The sequence below is a fragment of the Bernardetia sp. ABR2-2B genome, assembly GCF_037126435.1.
In the GTDB taxonomy this organism is placed as follows: domain Bacteria; phylum Bacteroidota; class Bacteroidia; order Cytophagales; family Bernardetiaceae; genus Bernardetia.
The window spans coordinates 1,004,530-1,029,284 of record NZ_CP147020.1 but is presented as its reverse complement, the minus strand read 5'-3'; the positions used below and the strand labels follow the sequence as shown (position 1 = coordinate 1,029,284).

General features: G+C 31.2%; 19 protein-coding genes. 11 read left to right on the top strand and 8 right to left on the bottom strand.

Going from position 1 to position 24,755, the window contains the following annotated elements; all coding sequences use genetic code 11:
• The first annotated feature begins 81 nt into the window (after positions 1-81).
• The 3 genes from WAF17_RS04300 to WAF17_RS04290 all read left to right on the top strand — a co-directional run bounded on the left by WAF17_RS04300 (position 82) and on the right by WAF17_RS04290 (position 5,128).
• Complete coding sequence (locus tag WAF17_RS04300; protein WP_338766678.1) at positions 82-2,664, top strand: YfhO family protein; 2,583 nt, start codon at positions 82-84, stop codon at positions 2,662-2,664.
• Between the two features lie 368 nt (positions 2,665-3,032).
• Positions 3,033-3,353, top strand: a complete 321-nt coding sequence (locus WAF17_RS04295; protein WP_338766674.1) for a hypothetical protein — start codon at positions 3,033-3,035, stop codon at positions 3,351-3,353.
• A 251-nt stretch (positions 3,354-3,604) separates the two neighbouring features.
• A complete protein-coding gene (locus WAF17_RS04290) occupies positions 3,605-5,128 on the top strand; it encodes a hypothetical protein (protein ID WP_338766672.1) in 1,524 nt (507 codons plus the stop codon).
• Between the two features lie 157 nt (positions 5,129-5,285).
• Here WAF17_RS04290 and WAF17_RS04285 read toward each other — a convergent pair whose 3' ends face one another.
• The 6 genes from WAF17_RS04285 to WAF17_RS04260 form a co-directional block, all read right to left on the bottom strand.
• Positions 5,286-6,503 carry an ABC transporter permease gene (locus WAF17_RS04285; protein WP_338766670.1) on the bottom strand — a complete coding sequence of 406 codons (1,218 nt, stop codon included), beginning with the start codon at positions 6,501-6,503 and terminating at the stop codon, positions 5,286-5,288.
• A 266-nt stretch (positions 6,504-6,769) separates the two neighbouring features.
• Positions 6,770-7,624 carry a hypothetical protein gene (locus tag WAF17_RS04280; RefSeq protein ID WP_338766665.1) on the bottom strand — a complete coding sequence of 285 codons (855 nt, stop codon included), beginning with the start codon at positions 7,622-7,624 and terminating at the stop codon, positions 6,770-6,772.
• Positions 7,625-7,683: 59 nt separating this feature from the next.
• Entirely contained in the window at positions 7,684-8,532 is an 849-nt protein-coding gene (locus WAF17_RS04275) for a hypothetical protein (RefSeq protein WP_338766662.1), read from the bottom strand.
• Positions 8,533-8,536: 4 nt separating this feature from the next.
• Positions 8,537-9,388 carry a hypothetical protein gene (locus tag WAF17_RS04270; RefSeq protein WP_338766660.1) on the bottom strand — a complete coding sequence of 284 codons (852 nt, stop codon included), beginning with the start codon at positions 9,386-9,388 and terminating at the stop codon, positions 8,537-8,539.
• 4 nt (positions 9,389-9,392) lie between these two features.
• Complete coding sequence (locus WAF17_RS04265) at positions 9,393-10,223, bottom strand: hypothetical protein (RefSeq protein ID WP_338766658.1); 831 nt, start codon at positions 10,221-10,223, stop codon at positions 9,393-9,395.
• Between the two features lie 14 nt (positions 10,224-10,237).
• The gene (locus WAF17_RS04260) at positions 10,238-11,077 is read right to left on the bottom strand and encodes a hypothetical protein (protein WP_338766656.1); all 840 of its coding nucleotides are present in this window, start codon (positions 11,075-11,077) and stop codon (positions 10,238-10,240) included.
• Between the two features lie 236 nt (positions 11,078-11,313).
• Between WAF17_RS04260 and WAF17_RS04255 the strand changes: the two genes are divergently transcribed.
• The 6 genes from WAF17_RS04255 to hemH all read left to right on the top strand — a co-directional run bounded on the left by WAF17_RS04255 (position 11,314) and on the right by hemH (position 20,120).
• Positions 11,314-12,417 (top strand): imelysin family protein, encoded by a 1,104-nt coding sequence (locus WAF17_RS04255; RefSeq protein ID WP_338766654.1) that lies wholly within the window; start codon positions 11,314-11,316, stop codon positions 12,415-12,417.
• 98 nt (positions 12,418-12,515) lie between these two features.
• Positions 12,516-13,370 carry a lysophospholipid acyltransferase family protein gene (locus WAF17_RS04250; RefSeq protein ID WP_338766652.1) on the top strand — a complete coding sequence of 285 codons (855 nt, stop codon included), beginning with the start codon at positions 12,516-12,518 and terminating at the stop codon, positions 13,368-13,370.
• Positions 13,371-13,482: 112 nt separating this feature from the next.
• The gene (locus WAF17_RS04245) at positions 13,483-17,460 is read left to right on the top strand and encodes a SpoIIE family protein phosphatase (RefSeq protein ID WP_338766650.1); all 3,978 of its coding nucleotides are present in this window, start codon (positions 13,483-13,485) and stop codon (positions 17,458-17,460) included.
• 193 nt (positions 17,461-17,653) lie between these two features.
• Positions 17,654-18,079 carry a 6-carboxytetrahydropterin synthase gene (locus tag WAF17_RS04240; RefSeq protein ID WP_338766648.1) on the top strand — a complete coding sequence of 142 codons (426 nt, stop codon included), beginning with the start codon at positions 17,654-17,656 and terminating at the stop codon, positions 18,077-18,079.
• A 109-nt stretch (positions 18,080-18,188) separates the two neighbouring features.
• Positions 18,189-18,884 carry a deoxyribose-phosphate aldolase gene (gene deoC, locus WAF17_RS04235; RefSeq protein ID WP_338766646.1) on the top strand — a complete coding sequence of 232 codons (696 nt, stop codon included), beginning with the start codon at positions 18,189-18,191 and terminating at the stop codon, positions 18,882-18,884.
• A gap of 183 nt (positions 18,885-19,067) precedes the next feature.
• Positions 19,068-20,120: a ferrochelatase gene (gene hemH / locus WAF17_RS04230; RefSeq protein WP_338766643.1), complete on the top strand. Its 1,053-nt coding sequence runs from the start codon at positions 19,068-19,070 to the stop codon at positions 20,118-20,120.
• A 98-nt stretch (positions 20,121-20,218) separates the two neighbouring features.
• Here the strand turns inward: hemH and WAF17_RS04225 are convergent, their stop codons facing one another.
• Both WAF17_RS04225 and WAF17_RS04220 read right to left on the bottom strand, forming a co-directional pair.
• Positions 20,219-21,661 carry an alpha/beta fold hydrolase gene (locus tag WAF17_RS04225; RefSeq protein WP_338766640.1) on the bottom strand — a complete coding sequence of 481 codons (1,443 nt, stop codon included), beginning with the start codon at positions 21,659-21,661 and terminating at the stop codon, positions 20,219-20,221.
• Positions 21,662-21,830: 169 nt separating this feature from the next.
• Positions 21,831-22,793, bottom strand: coding sequence for a hypothetical protein (locus WAF17_RS04220; protein ID WP_338766638.1), 963 nt, complete (start codon positions 22,791-22,793; stop codon positions 21,831-21,833).
• A 496-nt stretch (positions 22,794-23,289) separates the two neighbouring features.
• Here WAF17_RS04220 and rlmF point away from each other — a divergent pair, with 496 nt between their 5' ends.
• Both rlmF and WAF17_RS04210 read left to right on the top strand, forming a co-directional pair.
• On the top strand, positions 23,290-24,171 hold the full coding sequence (gene rlmF, locus WAF17_RS04215; RefSeq protein ID WP_338766633.1) for a 23S rRNA (adenine(1618)-N(6))-methyltransferase RlmF: 882 nt from the start codon (positions 23,290-23,292) through the stop codon (positions 24,169-24,171).
• A gap of 139 nt (positions 24,172-24,310) precedes the next feature.
• Positions 24,311-24,499, top strand: coding sequence for a hypothetical protein (locus WAF17_RS04210; protein ID WP_338766630.1), 189 nt, complete (start codon positions 24,311-24,313; stop codon positions 24,497-24,499).
• The last annotated feature ends 256 nt before the right edge of the window (positions 24,500-24,755 follow it).

Below are 24,755 nucleotides of genomic sequence, written 5' to 3'. Positions count from 1 at the left end.
ATTATTTAGAATTGCCCTAAAAAAAATATCCTATATTTGTAGCACTAAAAAACTACAACAGAATTTTATATAGTTCAATTCATGAAAAACTTTTCTTTTGCTCGTCTTTTGCCTCATTTGATTGCTATTGCAGCTTTTTATCTATTCACTTTCGCTTATTTTGCTCCCGAATTATTGGAAGATAAATCACTTAGACAAAGTGATATGATGCAATATAAAGGAATGGTACAAGAAAATTCGCAATACCTTCAAAATCATGACGAGCCTTCTATGTGGAACGGACGTATGTTTTCAGGAATGCCTGCCTACATGACCTATCCTATTTTCCCCTATGGCGCATTGCCTGTTTTTGAAGCTGTTTTGCGTGGTGGTTTTGCCGAACAGACAGGAGCACATCTATTGTTTCTGACTATGTTTTGTACTTACATTATGCTTTTGTGTTTTGGTACTAAACCTCTTTGGAGTGCTGTGGGAGGGGCAGTGTTTGCTTTTACAACTTATAATCTGATTTTGATAGAAGTCGGACATGTTACCAAACTTTGGGCAATTGCTTATGCTGCACTTATTTTGGGAGGAATGAAACTCACTTTTGATAAAAAATATTGGTTAGGTTTTGCGCTGACAGCTTTAGGGATGGCACTAGAAGTCAAGGCAAGTCATTATCAGATTACTTATTACTTAGGCTTTATTTGTTTGATTTTTGGAATTAATGAGCTTATTTTTTCTGCTAAAAATAATCAAATTCCTGTTTTCTTGAAACAAGCAGCTTTTTTAGTCGTCGCTTTTGTTTTGGGAATAGGCGTAAATGCAGGAAAGATTCTAACAACACTAGAATATAGCCCTTATTCCACTCGTGGAGGAACAGAACTTACAGTAAACCCTACAAACACAAACCCAAATAGTCAGTCTCAAAGTAATGAAGGATTGAGTAAAGATTATGCCTTTAGTTGGAGTCAAGGAATTGGAGAAACGTTTACTCTGCTTGTTCCTTATTTGTATGGTGGTTCGTCTTCTGAAATTTTGGATAAAGATTCTGAAACATACGCTGTATTGAAACAATCAGGTCAATATTCTAAAAAACAACTCAAAGAACTGCCTATTCCAACTTATCATGGCGACCAACCTTTTACGGCAGCTCCTATCTATGCAGGTGCAGTTTTGTGTTTCTTGTTTGCGTGGGGATTAGTAGTGCTTGATAACCGTGAGAAATGGTGGATTTTGGCAGCAGCACTTTTTATGGCAATGCTTGCTTGGGGGCAGAATTTTTCTTCTCTCAATTATTTCTTATTTGATTACGTACCAGGGTTTAATAAATTTCGTTCGGTTTCGATGGCTTTGGCTCTGACTATTTTATTGATGACCGTTTTGGCTTTTGAAACATTGAGTCAAAAATTAGAAAATTATTTTAATACAAATTCTGATAAAAAAGCCATACAAACAGAGCCGATAAAATCAATAGATGCAGAATCAACAAAATTAATAGACATAGAAACAAAAGAAAAAACATTCCTTAAAAACTTATTTATTGCAACAGGAATTACGGCAGGAACAGTCATTTTGATTTTACTCTACTCTGGAAGTATAAATTTGAATGCAGCTTCGGATGCTCAATTAGGACAACTTGTTGATTATGTTCATCAAGACCGTTTATCAATGATTCGTTCTAGTGCTTTTCGTTCTTTGTTTTTGATTGTTTTGGTAGTAGGAGCAATTTATTTATACATTAAAAAAACAATTCCTGCGATGGCTGCCTTTGCTATTATTGCTCTTTTGGCTGTTGGAGATGTATTTTTGATAGGAAAGAATTATTTACCTTCTTCAAAGTTTGAAAAAGGAGCAGCTCAAGCTACTATGAATCCTGCGCCAGTTGATGTGGAAATTCTTAAAGATAAAGAGCTTGGTTATAGAGTAATGTCGCTTCAAAACTTCCAACAAGAAACACATACTTCTTATTTTCATCGTTCCATTGGAGGGTATTTTGCTGCCAAAATGCAACGTTATCAAGATTTATTAGAAAGACCTTTAGGACAAGAACAAGGCTTTATTATGTCTTCTCTTCAATCTCAAAAACGACCAGATTTTGCTCAAACACCTGTTTTGAATATGCTCAATACTCGTTATATTACGTATGGAATGCAAAAAGAACAAATGCTTTTCAATCTGAATACGTATGGAAGTGCTTGGTTTGTTTCTAAAGTAAATCAAGTAAATAATCCAGATGAGGAAATGGCTGCCTTGATGAGCGCAAGTATAGAAAAAGCAATTAATTTGGAAGAAACAGCTATTTTAGATAAATCTAAATTTTCGATTACAAAAACAGATTTCCAAAAAGATAGCACAGCAACCATAAAGCTGACAAAATATGATTCAAAACTTTTAGAGTATGAAAGTAATAATTTAAATGATGGTTTTGCTGTTTTTTCAGAAATCTATTATCCAAAAGGCTGGAGTGCTACTATTGATGGAAAAGAAGCAAGTATTGTTTCAGTAAATTATGTTCTGCGTGGCTTAGAAATTCCGAAAGGAAAACATAAAATTGTCTTTACTTTCGAATCTGATTCTTATAAAACAGGCGCACTGATTACTCAAATTTCTTCTTGGCTTGTCTTGCTTGTTGTTTTGGTGAGCTTGGGAATGGGAATTAAAAAGCAGTTTGAAGATTAAATCATTTTAGAGCTTGTTTAAATTTTTATTTTGATAGTGAAAATGAAATTACTCACTTGAAGCCGAAAGAAAAATTTTTAAACAAGCTCTTATCCTACTGTCCTTAGCAAGAATAGCCTAAACTCTGTTGAATGAGTATATGTATTCAGCTTCCAGTTGTGTGTTCTATACTCCAAACATATATTATTTTTAAGTTTCCCTTAATTTTTTGTAATAAAAGGTAATTCTTATTTTTAAGTTTGGGTTTTGGTGCGTAATTTTGAAGTATCTAAAAATTAAATGTGTATCAATAAACTATCTATTCAACAAATTGTATGTATAGGTAATTCATTAACCACTAATAATTAAACATTAATCATTATAAAAATATGTTAAAACAATTCAAAACTATCTTGGCGTTTGCTGCACTTTTAGTTTTCTTTACAGCGTGTGGCGAACATAACCAACCTGCACCAAACAAAGGGAAAAACTTAGAGAGCGAACGCATCTACGGAACAAGCAGAGAAGCAGAACCAAAACAACTTCCTAATGAATACGAAGACCCAGAGGGAATAACTGACCGTTCAAAGGCTATTTATGCTAAAATGTACGCTCCTCAAGATGTAAAAAGCACAAGACAAGATTATCCTGTTGAAGTAACAGGCGAGAAAGAAGAAACTATGACTGAACAAACAACAACAGCAGAGTAATTTTTGCTTTTTTTCTAAAGACCAAAAAATCCTATTTTAGCCAAAACTATCAGATGTTTTGTTGGAATAGGACTTTTTTTGCACTAATTTTTCTTAAAAAAAATCTTTTAACGTAAAAAATTATGATAAGGTTTGGAATAGTTGCAACCAAATGCCATATTAGATGGGTCATAGTAATAAAGACTTTTAAAATACAGCGAGACACGTTACAATAATCGACATATTATTGGTTATAAAATAGAATTACATAGATGATTAGATACAAAAGTATATTTTTTTTGCTTTTTGCTTTGATAGCTTTTATTGGACTAAGCTTTCCATTAAAAGCACAAGAAAAAACGAAGAATACCTCTGATAAAGCAAACTCTATAAAAAAAGAGGGTAAAAAAAGTATAATAAAAAACAATATAGAAAGCTCTCCCACAGAAGAAATAACCTATTTTTCTAGTGATAGCGTAACGATTTCTCATATTCATTTAGAATGCCATAAAAAGACAAAAGATAGAATTATTTTTAGAGAGCTTGTAATACATGAAGGATATAAAATTCATAGAAAAGATATAGAAGACGTTTTAGAACAAGAGTCAAATAAGATTTTTAATACTCGTCTTTTTGTTACAGTTGATATTTTTTATGAAGAGTTTACAAAAGGAGAATTAGATGTTGTGATTAGCCTAACCGAACAATGGTATATTTATCCTATTCCTTTGATAGAACTTGCAGACCGAAATTTTAATGTTTGGTGGAATCAGCAAGGAAGAGATTTAAGACGTTTGGAATATGGAATTAGGATAAAGCACAACAACTTCAGAGGAAGAAATGAAAATCTATCTTTACTTTTTCAAACAGGTTTTACCAATAAATACGACCTTCGTTATTCTATTCCTTACATAAATAAGGCTCAAACTTTAGGCTTAAATATTTCAGTAGGTTATGCTGAGAATACAAATTTGGGTTATATCACAGACAGAGATACGCTTCGTTTTATCGAAACTCCTGATAGAGAAGTTTTAAGTACACGCTTTTACAGTGGGCTTTCTCTGACTGCTCGTAGCCGCTTTTACGACCGTCATACTTTTTTTGTAGGTTATAAAAGTCAAAATATTGCTGATACGGTTGCACAATTGAACGGAAATTTTTTTGGAGAAGGTAAGACAAATCAGCGATACATAGAACTAGAATATAATTTTTTTAGAGATTTGAGAGATAGAGCCAATTATCCATTAAAAGGATATTATTTCTTGTTTGCTCTCAATCAACAAGGTTTAGGAATTAAGAAGAATGATTTTAGTTTGTTTACGGCTCGTACTGAATTTGCTAAGTTTATTCCTCTTTCTAAGAAGTTTTATTATCATACTTCTGCTACCTTAAAAATGACTTTTGCACAAAATACGCCTTATGCAAACCTGCGTGGGATTGGTTATGGGCGTGATGTAATTCGTGGTTTTGAGTATAATGTTACAGAATCAGAACAACATTTTGTTTTGAAAAATACGCTACGTTTTAAACTCTTCGAAAATACATTTCAATTTAATAAAATGCCTTCCCAGTTTTCCAAAATTCCTGTTGCTATTTATCCAAAGGTTTATTTTGATGCAGGTTATGCACAACTTATGAATCCTTATGAATCAAATTCACTTCCCAATCAATGGATGTACGGAACAGGTGTAGGTATTGATACAATACTATATTTTAATATGGTTTTTAGAGCAGAATACTCATTTACAAGTACAGGAATTTCTGGATTTCGCTTAGGCTGGAAAGCTGATTTTTAGAAAAATAACTAAAGATACTGTAACTTATTGGTAAATGATTTGGCTTTGCCGAGCTATCAGTTATATGATTTTGTATTATCCTGTAATTATCATAGTAATCATATAAATCACTCGCTAATCATTTATTGGTGTTTTAGTGTAGCACCAAAAACCATAATTAATCAAACCGTATAGCACGAATTGGTTTTATTCTACTTATAAAAATAGAAGGAATCCAAAGAATAAAAAGAACTAAAGTAATGATTCCAATATTTAGCATCAAAATCAAAGGAATATTCCACGAAATAGGAACGCTGTTCATATAATACGTTTCGATATCTAAAGGAATGATTTTGAAAGTATCTTGAATAAGACAAAACAAAACTCCAATTACATTTCCTATCAAAATTCCTTTCCAAAGAATAACTAAGCCATTTTGAAAAAATATTTTCAGAATCTGACTGCTTGTTGCGCCGAGTGCTTTGAGCATTCCAATCATCGTAACACGCTCAGTAATCAGAATCAGAAGAACAGAAACAACATTGAAAAGAGCAACAAACAAAATAACACTCAAGAAAATAGTAACGTTTTTATTGACCATCGAAAACCACTCAAAAAAGTGAGCAAACGTATTGGTTACTTTTTGAAGATACATGTCATAATCGCTATTGGCTTCTATTTCATCGTAGAGAATATTTATATCATCAAAATCAGTTAAAAAAATTTCATAACCACCCACAAGCGTATCGCCCCAGTCATTCAAACGCTGCAAGAGTCCTTGGTCGCAATATACCAAACGCTCATCAAAATCTTCAATTCCTGTTTGATAAATCCCTACTACTTCTAGTTTTCGTTGTCGTGGTGGGTCTTGTAAGAAAAAAGCAAGTAACTTATCGCCTACCGAAAGGCGTAATTTGTTTTTAATTTCCTGACTAACAACAATCTCTTTTGAATAATTACTTGTATCAAATTCTATAAAACGACCTTCAACTAGATTTTTTTTGAACGCAAGTGTATCGTACTGTTTATCCACTCCTTTCAAAACTAATCCCATCAAATCTTCATCCGTACGAAGCAAAACAGGTTTTTGAGTGTAGGGTTGGATATGAGAAATATAGTCTTGAGATTTCAAGTTTTCGTAAAATTCTCGCTGTGTAGAAAGTGGACTTGTTTCGAAAGAATTATTCATATCAAATTTAAGAATCTGAATATGACCTGTCTGGCTCACTATTTTATCCAAAATAGTCTGTTTAAAACCTTCAAAAATTGCCATCGAAACAATAAGAGCTGCAATGCCGAGTGCAATACTTCCGATAGCAATACGTGTAATGACTTTTGAAAAGCTACTGCCTTTCTGACTTCGGATGCGTTTGGCTATAAAAAGCGAAAAATTCACTATATTTTTATTGGTTTTTTTATATTCTATCAAAATTAAAGACAAATATACATTTCTAACTTTCGTTTTGCAATAAAGATTATCACGGTTATTATGTGTAATAGTCTTCTAAACTATTGAATAGGATAAAATACTGCTTTTTTATGTTCAGACAAGATGCTTGAACTACCTAAATACAAACTGTAGAGGATGGGTAAGTTTAATTTGTGGGAATTATAGGTCATTTTTAAGTTCTTAATTTAAGTGAGATAGTTTTGTTCTGAAAATTAACTGTATAATCTTGGGTATACAGGTCTTACATTAGCGTCAAATACTTTTTTAGGCTTTCTGATTTTTATATTCCCTTTGCTTTTTGATTTGATTTCTTTCATAGTTTGAAATTCTTCCCAACTTTCACTATAAAAAAGCACTTCTGTAAAATGTGAAACTTCCTCCAATGCCTCTAATAATTTTTTGCCCTGTTTGTTACTAATAACAGATAATTCTGTCTTTAAAAACTTTTCATTGCTAAAGTAAAGCAATAAAACAGATGAATTCGAAGCAATTTGGTTTCCTAATTGTGTGTTATATATTACAATCCTTCTTTGAAATTTAATTTGTTTTACATTACTCCAAGAAAAACTATCTTTTCCAATTTCTATTCTATTTTTGAAAATTCGAATATCGTTGCTATCGCTTCCAGTTAGTTTTTTGAATGTTTTTGTCGAACTAAAAATAAGAGATGTAATACTTACAACGGATGCTATCCAAATTAAATCTGCACCATAAGTCAAATTAGTACCTTTAGTAGTAAAGAAAACCAAAAGCATTACCAAAGATAAAAGTGTAACAACAGCAGAAAAACGAAAGTCTATTTTGTCCTTAATCAATTCTGCGATTACTTCTGTATTTTTGTTTTGAGCGATTAACCTTGAAGCCAGAGCAGGAACAACTTCAAGCGTAAAACTTTGTTCACAATGCCTTTCATTCATATAAACCCAACTATCTTCCAAAAAACAAGATTTACAGACAGCACAGAAAACAACATTATCATTTTCCTTGACAGAATCGCCTGTAATTGGGTCAGTTCTGCCAATGATATGAGAGTGAGATGAGTTTAATTTGTGGGTGTGGTAAGGCATTTATAGATTTCTAGTTGGAGATTTATTTTTTTTAGAAGTAAGAATGAAAATTTATTGATTTACCAAAAGCTATTGTCATTTAGTAATTTTCTAGGCTGCCCTATTTGAATACTTCCCTTACTACGGTATTTTATATCTCGCATTTTTTGTAACTCTTTTGGGTTTTCGCTATAAAAAAAGATGTCTTTGAAATGAGATATTTTCTCTAATCCAACTAAAAATTGTTGAGTTTTTTTATGACTTTTAGTAGCTAAATTTCGCTTTAAAAAATTATCGTTTTTGAAATAAATCAGCAAAAAAGGAATATGAGAAAGGTGTTGATCCATATTTTTTCCTTTTTGTATATACATTTCTCGCTGATATTTAATTTGTTTTATATCATTTAATAGAAAAGTTTCTGCTCCTATTTCTATTCTGTTTTTGAAAAGGCGAACATCATTTTTTGTATATCCTACAAACTCATTAAACATATCAGTAGCCGTTAGAGAACCAACTATAAAACTCAAAATTACACTAATGATAGGAGAAAGAGCAAAAGCAATTGTAGTATCACTATCTTGCTGATAAATCGTTTGTTTGAAGACAGAAAATGCAGCCAAAAAAGATAAAGTTAGAGTAGCTAACACGGCTTGAACAACAATTTTGTCATGTTTTAATTCGGCAATAACTTCTTCTTTTGTTTTCCTAGCAACCAGTTTAGAAGCCAAAACAGGAACAGCATAAAGCGTTTGACTCTGCTCACAGTGATTTTCATTCATATAAACCCAACTATCTTCTAAAAAGCAAGATTTACAGACAGCACAAAATACAACCTTGTCATTTTCTTTGACAGAATCGCCTGTAATTGGGTCAGTTCTACCAATGATATGCGAGTGAGATGAATTTAATTTGTGGGTGTGGTAAGGCATCTTTTTAAAATTGATTAGGATAGTTAGAGTCAGCTAATAATCTAAAGGGTTCTCCTACAATGATATTTCCTTTTGTGTTTGCTTTGATTCGTTTGATGATTATATATTCTTGGGATTGTTCGCTATACAAATAGACTTCTGTGAATTTGGATATTTGGGCTAAACCTTTTAGAAATTTTTCTATATTTTTGTAATTCCTAGTAGGAAGGTTTTTTATCTGTCTTGTGCCATCGTGAAAATAAAGAAAAAGAACAGGCGTTTTAGATGCTGTATGTATATTCTCTTTTTCTATATAACTGTCCATTTCTCTTTGGAACTTTACTTGTTTTATATCTTTCCAGTAGAATACTTCTTTTCCTATTTTTATTTTATCTTTGAAAAGAAATAAGTCCTGTTGCTCAAACCCAATTAATTTTCTAAATGAATTGGTAGAAGTAATAAAACTTAATCCCAAGCCTAGCAAAATACTACATATAAAACTTGCTAAATTTGTAAAAGTTGTTCCTGAAACGTAATTACTTTTTGCAAAGAAAAATAAGAAAAAAAAGAAGGATAGTAATATAGTCATAGAGCCTATCCAAATAAAACTTACTTCTTTCTTAAATTTTATAATTACCTCTTGTGTTATTTTCCTAGCAACTAATTTAGAAGCCAAAACAGGAACAGCATAAAGCGTTTGACTCTGCTCACAGTGATTTTCATTCATATAAACCCAACTCTCTTTCAAAAAGCAAGATTTACAGACAGCACAGAAAACAACATTATCATTTTCTTTGACAGAATCGCCTGTAATTGGGTCAGTTCTGCCAATGATATGCGAGTGAGACGAATTTAATTTGTGGGTGTGGTAAGGCATCTTTTTAAAATTGATTAGGATAGTTAGAGTCAGCTAATAATCTAAAAGGTTCTCCTACAATGATATTTCCTTTTGTGTTTTCTTTAATTCTTTTGATAATTATATGTTCTTGGGATTGTTCGCTGTACAAATAGACTTCTGTAAACTTTGATATTTTGGCTAAACCTTTTAGAAATTTCTCTATATTTTTGTAATCCCTAGTAGGAAGGTTTTTTATCTGTCTTGTGCCATCGTGAAAATAAAGAAATAAAGTGGGGGTTTTAGATGCTGGTCTTTCCCAAACATACTCCATTTCTCTCTGAAACTTAACTTGTTTTATATCTTTCCAGTAAAAGGTCTCTTTCTCTATTTCTAGCCTGTTTTTAAAAAGATAAATATCCTGTTTGTCAAATCCTATAATTTTTCTGAATAAGTTCGTCGAAAGCAAGAAGCCTGACGTAAAACCTACAAAGGCAGAACCTAAAAACATTACCATTAAAATCTCTAATGTTGCTTTTTGACCATTGTAATAAAATCCAAAGCTAAGTAAAGAAATTAAAGTAAATAGAAGTCCTAATAGAAGCGTGTTAACTTTTTTTGGTAGCACAGCAATTACCTCTTCCTTCGTTTTCCTAGCAACTAATTTAGAGGCCAAAACAGGAATAGAATCAAGTGTTTGATTTTGCTCACAATGAATTTCATTCATATACATCCAGCTATCCTCCAAAAAACAAGACTGACAAGTTGCACAAAAAACAACCGTATCATTTTCTTTGACAGAATCGCCTGTAATTGGGTCAGTTCTGCCAATGATATGAGAGTGATTTGAGTTTAATTTGTGGGTGTAGTAAGGCATTTAGTTCTGTGGTTTTATTTTAAGTTATGAAGAAGTCTGATAGGTTCTCCCAGTACAATATGTCCGTTACTATTTGACTGAATACTTTTCATAGTTTCATATTCGTTTCTATTCTCGCTATAAAAAAATACCTCTACAAAATGAGATATTTTTGCTAATTCCCTCAAAAAACCAGATGTATCTTTGTAGCTTGTGATGGGTAAAGTATGGTGAACATAATTTCCATTAGCAAAATAAACTAATATAACAGGACTCATGTAGCTATATAACTCTTGTCTATCTACATATTCCACATACGTTTCTCGTTGATATTTAATTTGTCTGACCTCGTGCATAGGATAAGAATTCTTACCTAATTCTATATGCTTTCTAAAAATGCGTATATCGTCTTGATGATTACCAATTAGAGGTCTAAATAGAGGTGCAGAAGTTACAATTGTAGCAAAGAGTCCTCCCAAGAAAGCAATTGAAAATATAAGGTTAAAGTTCATTTTTATTCCAAAATTATGCTCTAATGCGCTCATTATGAAAAAGCTAAGAAAGAAACAGAAAGTAGCAACACCAAAAATAGTTTCATAACGCATTTCACTACTTAATAAACTTGCTATCAATTGATTATCGGATTTTTTTGCTGAAAATCTAGCAGGTAAAGGAGGAACATTTTCAAGCGTTTTGTTTTGTTCACAGTGCTGCTCATTCATATAAACCCAACTATCTTCCAAAAAACAAGATTTACAGACAGCACAGAAAACAACATTATCATTTTCCTTGACAGAATCGCCTGTAATTGGGTCAGTTCTATTTATAATATGAGAATGGGTAGAAGAATTTAATTTATGAGAATGATAGGACATACTTTGGAATGAAAAAATTGAAACAGATTTGCAAAATAAAGACGTAGAACGTACTTTTGTCGAAAATTAAAACCTTATTTAAAATTAGTCTAAACAAAAATAATAATCATTTTATTTCTATTTTAACATCAATCAGAGTTAGGCTAATTCTATCATATACGCAAAAACAGCTTTTTGAGTTGTTTGTGTTTTAATGATTTTTAAAACTTATACTACCTTTATATACAACTAAATCTATGGCAACTATTTTTTTTAAATTTTACTTTGTCTTTTTTATAATTATATCACTTTTTGGGCTTTCTTCGTGTGGAAATGAAACAGAGACCAAAAAAACGGAATTTGATAGAAAAGAATTATTAGATAATGTAGCAACTAATTTGATTATTCCTTCTTATCAAAACCTAGAAAGTAATACAACTTTATTTGTAGAAGCAACTCAAAACTTTACTCAAAATCCATCTATTGCTAATTTAGAAGTTGCTCAAAATGCTTGGAAATCAGCTTATTTATCTTTTCAAGATGCCAATGTTTATAATTTTGGGGCAGCACAAGGAACGCTTGGTTCGCTATTGGAAAATGTTGGAACTTTCCCTGTAAGTGAGACTAAAATTGAAAGTTATATCAGTACAAATAATTCTTCCTTAAACAATTTTGATAGAGATTCTAGAGGTTTTTTAGGAGCAGAATATTTACTTTTTGATACAGAAAGTAAAGCAAACATAGTAGAAAAATATACAGACCAAAATAGAAAGAATTATTTACTTGCCGTAGTGCAAAATATTCAATCAGAAGTAAAAAAGGTAAATGATTCGTGGCAAAATGGTTACAAAGAGACCTTTGTGAGCAACACGGGAACAGATGCAGGAAGTGGAGTTTCTATTTTATTTAATGAATGGAGTAAGAGTTTTGAGAGTATCAAAAATTTTAAATTAGGTTTGCCACTTGGAAGACGAGCAGGACAAACACAAGCCGAGCCTAAGTTGGTAGAGGCATATTACAGCAAAGAATCAATTACTTTTTTGAAAGCACACTTTGAAAATATTGAACGCATTTGGTATGGAAAAGCTTTAAACGGACAAGACCAAGTTGGTTTTGAAGAGTACCTAGAAAGTATAGAGGGTGGGGAAGCTGTAGTTTTGGAAACTAAAGCGCAGTTGGAAGAAGTAAGAAAAGCAATTAACCTTTTACCTAACGAAAGTTTACAAGTTCAAATTAACTCAAATCCGACAGCAATAAATAATGTCTTGACAGAAATGCAAAAACTTACTCGTTTCTTCAAAAGTGAAATGATTTCTCTTTTAGGAATTACGATTACCTACGATAGTGGCGATGGAGATTAATCACAAAAAAAGACATTAAAATCAATAATTTAAAAATGCTATTTCAAAATTAATTTTTGGGGTGGCATTTTTTTAGTTCAAAAAAGGTGTGTTTTTCAATGAAAAATAAGCAACTTTGCATCAAAAATACCAAAACACACAATATAGAACACAAATTATTTATCATGAATATTTTTCATAAAATTATCTCTTGGCTTACTACACCTATTTTTATAGTTGTTTTTTATAGCACACTTTGTATTTTTCACGTTTTACAAGTCGTTTCACTTAATCTTTGGAAATACAAAGGACATAAAAAAAGTGTAGATTATATGGCTTTTTGGCTCATGCAAGGCTTATATACATTGGGTGCAAGGCTTCCAAAGATGAAACAGCCCAATCTGCCAACGGATAGACCAATAATTGTAGTTTCGAATCATCAAAGTATTTATGATGTTCCTGCCATTCTTTGGACATTTAGGAAACATCATCCAAAGTTTGTGAGTAAAAAAGAATTAGAATACGGAACACCTGCCATTTCTTATAATCTGCGTCATGGAGGTTCTGTTCTGATTGATAGAAAAGACAGAAGACAAGCCCTTGTTGCGATGAGTAAATTTTCGAATTATATTAATGAAAATAATTATGCAGGTTGTATTTTTCCAGAAGGAACACGCTCAAAAGATGGCAATATGCTGCCCTTCAAACCAGCAGGTCTTTTGATGATGTTTAAAGCTATGGCAAAAAATCCTCCTATTATTATGCCTGTTGTAATAGATAATTTTTGGAAAATGCAGCGTTACAATTTCAAACCCATTCCTTTTGGTATTAATTTTCAATTAAAAGTATTAGAACCAATTGACATGAAAGTTTGGTTAGAAGAAGGAAATAGTTCTACTTCGCTTATTGCCGAAACTGAAAAAAGGATAAAAGAGGCATTGGAAGAGAAAAGAAAATTTAAGAAATGTTTTTAGTTTTTAGTTTTTTCAGTTATTATTGTATAATACTCTTTTATTAAATACAACGTAACCGTTAAGTTATTTTGTATTTCGTTTGTAAATCTTTTATTGTTTAACTTATTTCTTTATGAAAAAAGGTTATTATCTTTTTAAAGAAAATAATTTTTTATTTTGTTTTATTTTACTAATTCATCTCTTTGCAATAGAAAGAAATGTAATGGCTCAATCTAATCAAAATCAAACGTTTTCTACTCTTGTTCCAGAAATAGGTTTTCCTTTAGTGCGTAATTTCTTGCCAGAAGAATATAATGGTTCTTCTCAAAACTGGGCAATTGCTCAAAGCCCAAATGGACTTATTTATATCGGAAATAATGAAGGTATTTTGGAGTTTGATGGTAAAAATTGGCGCAAATATAGAATAACTAATAATTCAACGATAAAATCATTAGCCATAACAGCAAAAGGAGAAATATTTGTTGGAGCAAAAGGTGAACTTGGAATGCTCAAGCCTGATTCGACAAATACGTTACATTATATTTCTTTGGTGGACAAAATACCTGAAGATAAAAGGAATTTTAATGATGTCTGGCAGATTTTTATTCAAGAAGAAAAACAAGAGGTATATTTTCGAACAGCCGAACAACTTTTGATTTATAAATATGGAGAGTTTAAAAAAATCATAACACCAGAACAAGGATTTGGGACTGCTTTTTTTGCAAATAATGAACTATATGTAAAATATGATAGAGAAGGACTGCTAAAATTGAATAATAACTATGAACTAGAATCATTTTCAGAGCAAAATATTGGTACACAGTATGTTTATGGAATACTATCCAAAAATAAAGAGGAACAAAAAAATGATAATGCATTAATTGCGCTTACTCGCCCAGAGGGAAGTTTTGAGGTGAGAAATAAAATAGTTACTAAAATTGAATCTCCTTCTACAACCACATTTAATGAGGCTGGAGGGTATGCATCTGTTCATTTACCTTCTCAAGAAATAGCTGTTGCAACTCTTAGAAATGGAGTTTTTATTACAGATTTAGAGGGAAATATAAAGTTACATCTCAATAAAGAAAATATACTTGAGAGTAATACAATTTATAATTTATACTTGGATAAAGAACGTAATTTATGGCTTGCTACTGACAATGGTATTTCTTGCATTTATTTAGGTCTTCCTTATTCAACGGTTGGAGAAAAGCAGGGAGTAACAGGAAAAGGATTGACAGCCGATTATTCAGAAACCTACAATAAATTATATCTAGGAACTACTTCAGGAATTTATCAAAATAATTATCCAACTAGAACAAATCCTGCAAATGGAGAATTAAAACCATTTTCATTACTTAATGGTACAAAAGGATACGCATTAGCTTCAACACCTCATGATGACAAAATTTATTATGGACATAATTTAGGAGTATTTGAAGTTACTGATACATCAGCAAATATGCTGAATATACTGAACAAAGCAGTTTGGTCGGTACAACCTGTTTCTTCGCCAACTACTATACGATTTTTGACAGTATTGTCAAGAGGGGTGCAACTTATTACAAGGGTAAGTGATGTAAAAGGCAAAGAGTGGAGTGAAAAACTCTATCCAAACTTTGATGAAAGTGTGCGTTCTTTGAGTCAATATAAAGGATATTGGTGGACGCAAAGTAATAATAAAGGAGTTTATCGTTTGACTTTTTCAGAAGATTATGATAGTTTATTAGAGGCAAAGTTATATACTGCTGATGAAGGTTTATTTTCTGAAATGGGCAATAACATCCATCGAATACAAGGTAGATTAATAGTAGTAAACAAAAACACAGTATTAAAATATGATGAGAAACAAGACAAATTTGTCAAAGATAAATTTTTTGATGCTTATTTTAAGGGTAAAAATATATCTCGTCTTCATGAAGATAAAGAGGACAATATTTGGTATGAAATCAGTGGAGAAAGAGGCGTTTTATGGAAAGAACAAGGAAATAAATATAGGCAACAAACTGATTTTACAGCCTTACAATCTATTTATAGTGAAATCAATCTAAACAAAACACTTCCTAATGGGAAATTAGTTTTGGGTGTAGGAGATGGATTTGTTTTTATAGATTCAAAACGAAATTTTGAGATTAATCAGAAGCCAACTGTACAGGTTCGTAAAATAGAATTTTTAGGAGAAACAGATTCACTGCTTTTTGGTGGTTCATTTTTGGGAGAAGACAGCTTAATTACTTATTTACAACCTACGAATCAACAATTAAAATTAGACTATCGTTTTAATGCACTGCGTTTTTCTTTTGCTTGTCCAGAGATGAGTTTTCCAGAGCAAACAGAATATCGATATAAACTAGAAGGATTAGATGAAAAATGGTCATCTTGGTCATCTAAAGCTCAAAAAGAATATACCAACCTATCTGATAAAAAATATAAATTTAGAGTACAGGCTCGTACAATTTGGGGAGTAGAAAGTGAAGAAGCAGTATATGAGTTTGAGATTCATTCACCTTTTTATAAAACACCAATAGCCTATGTTATTTATGTTATTTTGGCAGTCTTACTTGTTTGGTTAATCGTAAAACTAAATACGAAAAGGTTAGAAAGGGATAAAGCTAAACTAGAAAAAATAATTACTGAACGTACAGCCGAAATTATTCAGCAAAAAGAAGAGTTACAAATGCAAACTGACAATCTTTCACAAGCAAATGTAGCTATCAATAATCAAAAAGAAGAGTTGGAATTACAGGCTGAAAATTTATCTCTTGCCAATACTGCTATTAGTAATCAAAAACAAGAAATTGAAAAATCGTACCAAAATGTGCGTATTCTTAGTGAAATTGGACAGAAAATAACAAATATTCTTGATGTAAAAACACTTATTCAAACAGTTTATGAGAGTGTAAATACACTTATGCCTGCTGATGGATTTGGAATCGGAATTCTTAATAAAGACACAAATAAAATTGAGTTTGAGGGATTTGTAGAAAATAATGAAATTCTACCTGCTCACTCAGATTCCCTAAGTGATACTACTAGATTATCGGTTAGGTCTTTAACAAATAATGAAAGATTAGTAATTACAGATTCACAGTCTCAGTATAAAGAATACTTTGATATAGATTTAGAAGACGTTGAAGTGGGTAATTTACCTTATTCTTTGGTTTATTTGCCTTTAAATTCAGAAGGAGAAACCATTGGAGTTTTGACAGTACAAAGTATGAAAAAACATAAATATTCTTCTTTAGAGTTGGATATGTTAGATACTTTGGGTGCTTACACAGCCATTGCTTTGGATAATATAAAAGCCTATCAAATTATTGCTAATAAAAATACAAATATTACTGATTCAATTCGTTATGCTCAAACTATCCAACAAGCTGTTTTGCCAATTGAACAAGAACTAAAAGAGTATTTTGATGAACATTTTGTCATTTTTCGTCCTAAAGATATTGTTTCTGGGGATTTTTATTGGGCAACAGAGTTAAAAACAGAAACTGAACATAAAATTTTTGTAGCTGTTGTAGATTGTACGGGACATGGCGTTCCAGGGGCATTTATGTCTATGCTTGGTCATGCTTTTCTTAATGAAGCTGTGACTCAACAACATCTTACAAACCCAGCAGAAATTTTGGAATGGTTACACAAAGAAATAAAAACTTCATTAAGACAAGAACAAAAAGTGAATGCTGATGGAATGGATATCTCTCTTTGTGTCATTGATAAAAACCATTCAGAAGAAAATATCAAAATAACTTATTGTGGAGCAAAACGTCCTCTTTTTTATACTTTACCTTCTAATGAGTTACAAATAGTTAAAGGAAATAGACGTTCTATTGGTGGATATTCAAGAAAGAAAAAATACAATGACTTTGAAAATGAGGAAGCGTTTTTGCCAAAAGGAACAATGCTCTATCTTTTTTCTGACGGATTTACAGACCAATCTAACCCAGATGGAGTAAAACTAGGTACACCAAAACTTACAGAACAACTTTCTTCTTTGGCTTCTTTTTCCACAGAACAACAACAACAACAACTTATTGATTTGTTAGATAATCATCAACAAGACACACCACAACGGGACGATATTACATTAATGGGGATACGTGTTTAGTCAAAATAGTTTTACACTTGAAATAAAGTGAAAATTTAGAAGTAGCATCACAACCAAAAAAAACTACGAATCTTTTACTAAACCTACACTAGCCGTTCTATTCTCAAATAAAATTATCAATTTTGATAGAATAAGCGTAATTTTGTGGTTTCAAATAAAATAAAGCTGATAAAATAAGTAATAGATAAAAAACATGGTTTATTTGTGCCGAAAAGAGCATTTTTGTGCTTCACACCGATTATTTAATCCTGATTGGAGCGATGAGAGAAATGAAGAAGAGTTCGGAATTTGTTCGAATCAATATTTTCATGGACATAATTTTGAATTAATTGTAAAAGTAAAAGGAAAAATAAATCCAGAAACAGGCTGTGTATTAGATTTAAAAAAGCTAGGAAAACTTATCCGAACTGAAGTTATTGATAAAGTGGATCATAAAAATCTAAATATTGAAGTAGAGTTTCTACAAAATAAAATTCCTTCTTGTGAAATTATAATTATGGAGTTTTGGAAAATTCTTGCGCCAAAAATAATTGATTTGTCAGAAAAAAATGCTGTTTTGCATTCACTCACGCTTTTTGAGACAGAAAAAAATTATGTAGAATATTTTGGAGAAGAATAAAAATAACAGAAAAGTCATTTTGTTGGTTGATTCAATAAAATATTTTATTTCTGCCATTGTTGGTTTTTTAGCGTAGCGACACCAACAATAAAATAATCCTAATTTAAAGATGAATCCTGCTCAATATATAGAACAAACCAACCTTAGACCTACCATTTCAGATAAAGAAATTGAAGAATTGATAGAACAAACTCTCAAATATAAATTTATGGGTGTTTGTGTTCCTCCTTTTTGGGTTAAGAAAGTAAAGCGAGACTTACTCAAAACAGATACTAAAATAGTTACAGTTATTGGTTTCCCTTTAGGTTATAATCGTACTGAAACAAAGGTAAGAGAAGCAGAAGTGGCATTAAAAGATGGCGCAGATGAGTTAGATGTAGTAATTTCGATGACAGGTTTCAAAACAAATCCGTTTTGGGCAAAAATAGAAATTGTAAGACTGGCAGAAATTGCTCATCAAGCCGAAAAAATGCTAAAAGTAATCATAGAAACGGCTTATTTATCTCAGAAAGAAATCAAAGAAACAGCTTTAATTTGTCAAGAAGCAGGAGCAGATTTTGTCAAAACTTCGACAGGTTTTGCAAATGCTGGGTTTTCATCTAATGCAACAGATTTTTATGCAGGTGCAAAGTTAGAAGATGTGGAGCTTATAAGAAATACAGTTTCTCAAATGGTTGGGATAAAAGCATCTGGAGGAATAAAAACCTATCAGCAACTAAAAACTTTTGTAGAAGCTGGTGCAGAACGTATCGGTACATCTTCTGGGGTAGAGATTATGGAAGAGTATTTCTTATTGAATAAATAATCAAATTCTATCTACTCTGTTTTTCTATCAATAAACTATCAAAAAAATACCTACTTTTGCACCATAATTTCAAAACTCTTTTAATTAACATCAAGTTTAGAAGAGACTTTTAAAAAATGAAATGAAGAAAATTTTGCACTTATTGATGCTCTCATCAATAACTTCATACACAAAAATAGTTTTATGAAAAATGCCCCTATTGCAGTTTTGCTCGTTAATTTAGGAACTCCAGATTCTCCAAAAACTCCAGACGTACGAAAATATTTACGTGAATTTTTATTAGATGGAAGAGTAATTGATATTGCTGCACCTCTTCGTTATGGACTTGTAAACGGAATTATTGCGCCTTTTCGTGCGCCAAAATCAGCAGCAGAATACAAGAAATTATGGACAGATAGAGGTTCGCCTTTATTATATCACGGAGTAGATGTAGCTGAAAAACTACAACACTCTTTAGATGAATATTCTGCAAAGGAGACTGACAAAACGAAAAGAGAAAAATATGTAGTTCGCTTGGCTATGCGTTATCAATCTCCTGCACTTCCTGATGTATTGAACGAGTTACAGGAAATGAATCCGAAGAAAATTATCGTTATTCCGATGTTTCCTCAATATGCTTCGGCTTCCACGGGGTCGGTCTTGGAGCGTGTCATGCAGCTTGTTTCTAAATGGTTATTGATTCCAGAAGTTTCTTTTGTAGATTCTTATCCGACAGATGAAAAAATGATAAAAGCATTTGCCTTGCAAGGAGAGGAGCTTTTAAAAACACACGATTATGACCATTATGTTTTTTCATATCACGGTTTGCCACAACGCCAACTCAAAAAAGCAAGTTCACATTGTCAAATAGGTCGTTGTTGTGAAAAATTTAGTGCTGTAAATCGCCTTTGTTATAGAGCGCAATGTTATGAAACTTCACGCCATTTGGCAAAAGAATTAGGAATTACAGAAAAAGATTATACGGTTTGTTTTCAATCTCGCTTAGGAACTGACCCTTGGATTACGCCTTATACAGATGATGTAATAAAGGAAATGTACGAAAAAGGCTATCGCAAACTCATTGTTTTTGTACCTTCTTTTGTAGCTGATTGTTTGGAAACGACAGTAGAGGTAGCCGAAACTTATCACGAAGACTTTTTAGAGCTTGGTGGAGAACGCTGGGATATGGTCGATAGTCTTAATTCGCATCCACTGTGGGTAGAATCATTGGAAGATATGGTAATTCAGAGAAGTTAATTTTTTATTAAACATAGAGTTACAGAGAACACAGAGGAATGAAAATTTCTTTTTTATAAACCCTAAAAATCTTTGAGATTTTTAGGGTTTATATTTTATCAATTAGTTTGTTGTTCTATCCAGTCTTTCATCGCTTCCAAAACTAAAGGAGAAAAAGTTTCTTCTAATGTTCCATATTCAGAAGGCAAACCTGTTTCTGCTGTTTGGAATAAATGATTTAGATTTGGAAAATATTTTACAGTTACTTTATTATTTCCTGATTCTCTTAATGCTTTTTCTATAGCTTTAAGATTAATCTTTGCATCTACTTGCAAATCTTTCTGACCATTGACTGCCAAAACAGGACAAACTGTATTTGATAAATTTTCTTTTGGATTGTATCTCAAAAAATAAGACATCCAAGGCGAAGTAATAAGAGAAAGTTGTGCATTTATATACTCTTCTTTAGTCATAGAAGCAGGAAAATCATCTTGATTGACTGAATCTGTAAGATACAATTTCATTTTTTCGTGAAGTAATTTTTCATCAGTTATTTCATTTACAATCCTAAATGCACCTTCATTTTCTCTTTTTGATTTTGCCAAATCTTCTTTGCTCATTCCACTTAATTTTCCGATAGCTTGTTGTTGTTCTACTAGAAGGTCTCCTCCATTTACACCTGTTCCAGCTAAAAGAACAATAAAAGCAACATCTTTCTTACGATTTGCTGCGACCATTGGTGCAATCATTCCACCTTCACTGTGTCCGATTAAACCTATTTTTTTTGTGTCAATATCATCTCTTGTTTTCAGAAAATCAATCGCTGCTTCTACATCAGTTGCAAAATCCTTGGATGTAGAGCTTTCAAAATTTCCTGTCGATTGTGCCGTTCCTCTATCATCATAACGCAAAACAGCAATTCCATTTTTTGTAAGATAATCTGCAATTACTAAAAAAGGTTTGTGTCCCAAAATTTCTTGATTTCGATCTTGCGCCCCACTTCCCGAAATTAAAATTACAACAGGAGTTTCTTGATTTGTATTTTTGGGTAAAGTAAGTGTACCTGCTAAAATAGTTTCTTCTTTCGCTTTTTTGTTTTGAAATTGTACTTCTTCAATTTTATAATCAAAAGGTGCTTTGGGTTCTTGTGGACGGTTTAAGATTTCTTTTTCTGAATCTTTTTCCATTTTATTTAGTATCAGAGTAAAGTTTTGTCCTGCCTGTTTGAATGTTCCCTCAATTTGAGTTTTAGAAATTAACTTTCCTTCATAAGACGCCCCTAAAGTTGAAATTGTGACTATCAGATTATTATCTAAAAAAGTAACTTCACTTACAGGAATATCTTTTGCTCCTTGTGCAGGACTGTCCATTGTAGCAGAAAAAATATCCGTGTTTTCATCTTGTTCGTTTTCAATTTTTGAAATATGAAAAATTAAAGGTAGTTTCATTCCTGAAACTGATAATTCTCCTTTCCAGTTTCCCAGAAGAGGGTTTTCAGCATTTTGAGCCATAAGTGACATAGAAAATAAAAAGGTAAGGAGAGATAAAAATAGGGTTTTCATTTATGAATTTAATTGAAGTAAGAAAACCAAATTTACTTAAATAAAATTGATTTTTTGATTGATTTTCTTATAAATATTTTGAAAATAGCTTTTTGATCAGAATAATATTCTGTTTGTTTCGGTCTGCTCTATGGAACTGACCTTAAATTATAAAAACTGTTCTCAAGTTTTATCGAATCTGAAAGTCAAAATATACAGCAAAATCATAGTTTGTATTTGGAACAGACTGATGAGCATTTTGGGGAAGGTCTTTCATAAATTTCTGACGAAAAGTAGGAAAGTAAATAGCATTATTATTAGCAGCTAAAATAGCTTTAAGAAAATTATCAAAATTAGTATTGCTATCTGATGTCAAATACTCTTCATAAGTATTTAATTCTTTACGTTTTTCTCTCAATACATAAGTTCCACTCTTTAATTCTTTTCCTTTATTATCTTGCGCAACAAACTTATAAATAGCTATATTATTTCTATCAGAACTATCTTTATTCACTAAATCCCAAGTGAAAATAAAAAAGTTGTTATCAAGAGAAGATTTGTATAGTGAATTATTTCTTATATCGCTTATTTCTATATGGACATTTTTAGGTGTAAAAATAGTATCTTCATCATCATATCTATGCTGATATTCGTAAGTAGATTTATAAAAAGAGTAATCTAAAAAAATAACTGTAGTATCAAATAGTATTTCTGATTTTATTTCTGCTAAAATACTTATATCATTTGGGTATCTATGAATAATATCTGTTTTTGAAAAAAGACAAGGTCTTCTCTCTTGATTTGTATTGATATTTATCCAAAAATTAGCAACTTCTATTCTTGAACGGTGTGCGTTTAAGGATAAATTATCATTTTTCGTATGTTTAATTTTATACTTTTTATCTTCTTTATCAGCGTGGTATTCTACTAAATATCCTTTTTCATTCATCAAACACAAATAACCTCCTTTTTGTACCAAAACCGAATCTTTAATATCATCTCCAATTTTTAATGTATCAAAATTAGCTGCATTTTTTTTGTTAGCATAAGCATCATAAGAAAGTAAAACCACATTTTCAATAGAATCATTTTGAGAAAATATTTTATTTGTAATGAAAAGTAGAAATATAAATAAAGTAAGACGTAATTTCATTTTTTAGGAGGTCAAATTAGTTGAATCAATGCTTTCTAGGTTTACGAAATTAAATTTATTAGGTTTACCCAAAAAAAATGCAAACTAAACTTTATCATGGTTATTTTTGTACGAGGTATTTTTGTGTATTCATTTGCTCATAAATGAATCTGTCACTTCCTCAGAAGTGTTATTTTATACTTCAATCACGCTTCTGAGGAACTGAATGCACATGAACAATCAACTGTGATAACGTTTGCTAAAGAAGCTTTTTTATACAAAAATTGTGTGTATCCTAAATTTAAAAACTAGGAAAACACGTAAAATATATACTTGGTTGATATACAGTGAAGTTGTTCAAGAATATATTTTTCTTTAGAATTGGGTTTGCTAACCAAGTTCTAAGGAAAAATAACTTAGCCTTTGTTAGTGTTTTAGCGTAGCGACACCAACAAATACACAATCTATTCCTAAACAACTTCAACATAAAAACCTACAAATTTCAAATTAAAAAATTTTGCATCCAAAAAACATTCATAATTCGTTTTATAACTTCAAAGAACTTATCAAAAGTAATCCTGCTCTGAAAGAGTATGTATTTGTAAACAAACACGATATAGAAACGATAGATTTTGCTAATGAAAAAGCAGTTTTACAGCTTAATAAGTCGCTTCTAGCCCATCATTACAAGATTCAAAATTGGAGTATTCCAGAAGGTTATTTGTGTCCTCCTATTCCGAGCCGAGTCGATTATTTATTTTATCTAAAAGATTTATTAGATGCAGAAAGTAATAATAAAACTATCAAAGGGCTTGATATTGGCGTTGGAGCGAATTGTATTTATCCAATATTAGCAAGTCAGTTATTTGATTGGAAAATGGTAGGAGTAGATATTGATAAAATGGCTATTGAATCAGCTAGAAAAAATGTAGAAACCTCCCAAAAACTCAAGCAAAATATAGAAATTCGTCATCAAAAATCAAATGCAAACATTTTTAAGGGAGTAATTAAAGAAAATGAATATTTTGACTTTACAATCTGTAATCCTCCTTTTCACGCATCAGAAAAAGAAGCAAACTCGGCAGCCTTACGCAAAGTAAAAAACCTAAAAAGCAATGATAAAAATAATGATAAAATAGATGAGAAGAATATAAAACTAAATTTTGGGGGACAAGCAAATGAACTTTGGTGCAATGGTGGAGAGGCTCTTTTTATAAAAAGAATGATAAAACAAAGCGTAGAGTTCAAAAATCAAGTAAATTGGTTTACAACACTCGTTTCGAAAGGTGGAAATCTAAAAGCAATTTATAAACAGTTAGAAAAGCTAAAAGCAGAACACAAAACAGTAAATATGGAACAAGGAAACAAAAAAACTAGATTTGTGGCGTGGAGGTTTTAAACTTATGAGACTAAAAAAGTGAAAGAGAATTGAAATAATTGTATAATATAAAGATTTTTTGAAACTTATTCGGCTTTGTTGCGTATCACTAATTAAAGATAAGTTTTAAGTATTTATAGATTAAATCCCCTTTACAATTATGAAAAATCTAAATAAAAGTTATTTGCTACTTATTACTTTTGCTGCTCTGCTGATGTTTTTGAGCTTTATTTGTCAGTATTATATTCAAATACCTGATATAATTAATGGAATATTGAAAGGAACTTCTATTGGATTATTACTATTAGGAGTTGCCTTATTATCAAAACAACATATTGAACGAGTTTAAAGGAGTCAGAAAAAATATACAATCTCACTTATTTTATAATAAAGACTATCACGATTTGCTATAGGTAATTTAGGCATCCTGTCTGAACATAAGAAAATAGCTTTTATTCGTGATAACGTTTAATAAGTGGGATTTTTTATTTAAAAAACTAAATTAAACTCTAGGATATATTTTATTTTTTATTTAAAAATATTTCTGTTTTTTCCCTCAGTCCTCTGACAAAAGATTTTAAATTTAGATAAAAAAAAGCCATAAT